Here is a 2,040-nt window from a genome sequence, read left to right on the forward strand (position 1 = left end):
CCGCTCTGCCGCACGGCCGACACGCTGCAAGGCTGCCAGCGCGTGACGGCCCCGGCCTCGCACTCGCGCAGCAGCAGGGTGATGACGTCCTCGCTCGAGTCGTCGCAGAACAGCTGGCCCTTGTGCTTCTCGTGCCAGCCGATGCCGTAACGCCCGAGCAGCGCGATGAAGTCGGCCGGCGTGTAGCGCGCCAGCGCCGAGCGGCAGAAGGCGGGGTTGGCCGAGAGAAAATTGGCCGGCGTGGTGTGCAGGTTGGTGAAGTTGCACCGCCCACCGCCGGAGATGCGGATCTTCTCGGCGAGCTTTTCGGCATGGTCGATCAGCAGCACCCGCAAGCCGCGCTGTCCGGCGATGCCGGCGCAGAACAAGCCGGCAGCGCCCGCGCCGATCACCGCCACGTCAAAGCGCTGCACGCCGAAGCCTTCTGATGGGTGGATGGCGCGGAGCAGGCGGCATGGCGCCGATTATCCGAGGCGCGGGGCCGGCTGCCGCCCGTCCGCTTGTCGGCAGACGCGTGCGCTTCGGCTCAGGCAGAGCGCTCGCGGGCGCCCGGCCGCTGATCCAGCAACTGCCAGGCGCGCACCAGCACCTCTACCTGTTCGCGCAGCGGGCCTGGCACCGGCATTTCGCCGCTCACCACGGCCTGCACGTAGACCGCGGTGGTGGCGGCATCCCGGCTGCGCGGCAGCAGCGGCAGCTCGCTCAGCACGCCTTCGTGCGCGGCGCGCCCCAGCTCGGGCCGCAACACGCCCTCGGCGAAGACATCGAGCCGCGGCAGCCGGCGCGGGTCGGCCACGGGCTCGCCTTCGGTGCCGCGCAGCAGCAGCGCATCGGCGCGGGCGTGCTGCAGGTAGGCGGTGTGCGCCGCGCCGTACTCCGGGTGGGTGTAGCTCACGACGCGCAGACAGGCCGCGCCGCGCGGCGCCAGCAGCTTGGCGACGGTGTGGCCGGGATTGCGCAGGCCGAGTGTCCAGCGAAGCTGCAGCAGCGCGGCCAGCGGCGGGCACAGCACGTCGGTCGGCATGAACACCGGCTCCTGGCGCGCCCAGGCGTCCTGCACGTCGTCGACATCGCGCGCGACCGGCAGGCCGAGGTTGAGGAACAGGGCGTGCGTGGTGATGCGCACCGGATCGTCGGCGGCGCCGTGTACCAGCACCGGCACGCCTTGCTGGGCGAGCAGCAGCGCCAGCAGCGGCGTGAGGTTGGGCAGCTTGCGCGCGCCGTTGTAGGAGGGCAGCAGCACGGGCGGCCGCGAATCCGGCAAGGCGATGCAGCGGGCGGCGGCCGCCTCGGTAAAGCCCGCCAGCTCCTGCGTCGTTTCGCCCTTGATGCGCATGGCGATCGCGAAGGCGCCACGCTCGGCTTCGCTGATGCGGCCATCAAGCACCTGCTCCATGAGGTCGCGGGCCTGCGGCTCGCCGAGCGAACGGGCGCCTTCGCGGCCGCGGCCGATTTCCTTGAGGTAGTGCGCGATGCCCATGATGTTCGGAGTGCAAGACGCGTTCCAGTATCGGCTAGGCGCCTAGAGAGCATTCCGTGCGCTGCGGAATGCTCACACCGTTCACACCGCTCACGCCGCTTGCAGCGACACCTTCACCATCGATCGCAAGGCCGGCAGGCAGGAGCCACAATTCGTGCCGCAGTGCAGGCGGGCCTGCAACTGATCGAGCCGGTTTTCGGCGGTGCCGCTGCACTGCGCGAGGGTCGCCGCGATCGCCGGTGCTGTCACGTCGAAGCAGCTGCAGACCTGAGGGCCGCGCGGCGCGACTGCCACTGGCGGCTTGGCGCCGGGGCGCAGCAGCAGCCGACCGTAGTCCTGGGCCGGCCCTTCCGCCTGCAGCAAATCCTTGAGCCAGCCTTCGGCGCGCAGGTCGCCGCCGAGCACGAAGGCATCCAGCCGGGTTTCGCGGCCGCCGGCGGCGGCCAGCCGCATGGCGCGATGCTGTCCGCGCTTCGCGTCGGCATAGCGCAGCACGTCCGGCCCCGCAATGCCGAGCAGCGCTTCGATCTGAGCCATCTGCTCGCGGCTGGCCGGCTCCG

General features: G+C 71.6%; 3 protein-coding genes. All 3 read right to left on the bottom strand.

Translation table 11 applies throughout. The features are described 5' to 3' along the window. Positions 1-413, bottom strand: a 413-nt coding sequence (locus tag H0W38_RS21935; protein WP_292458224.1) for an FAD-dependent oxidoreductase, incomplete at its 3' end; no start/stop codon positions are given. 113 nt (positions 414-526) lie between these two features. Then, positions 527-1,480 (bottom strand): DNA-binding protein YbiB, encoded by a 954-nt coding sequence (gene ybiB, locus H0W38_RS21940; protein ID WP_292458227.1) that lies wholly within the window; start codon positions 1,478-1,480, stop codon positions 527-529. 90 nt (positions 1,481-1,570) lie between these two features. Then, positions 1,571-2,040 (bottom strand): (2Fe-2S)-binding protein (locus H0W38_RS21945; protein WP_292458229.1); only part of this gene is annotated, 470 nt, incomplete at its 5' end.

The organism is Methylibium sp. (assembly GCF_013817365.1).
Classification (GTDB): Bacteria; Pseudomonadota; Gammaproteobacteria; order Burkholderiales; family Burkholderiaceae_C; genus Methylibium.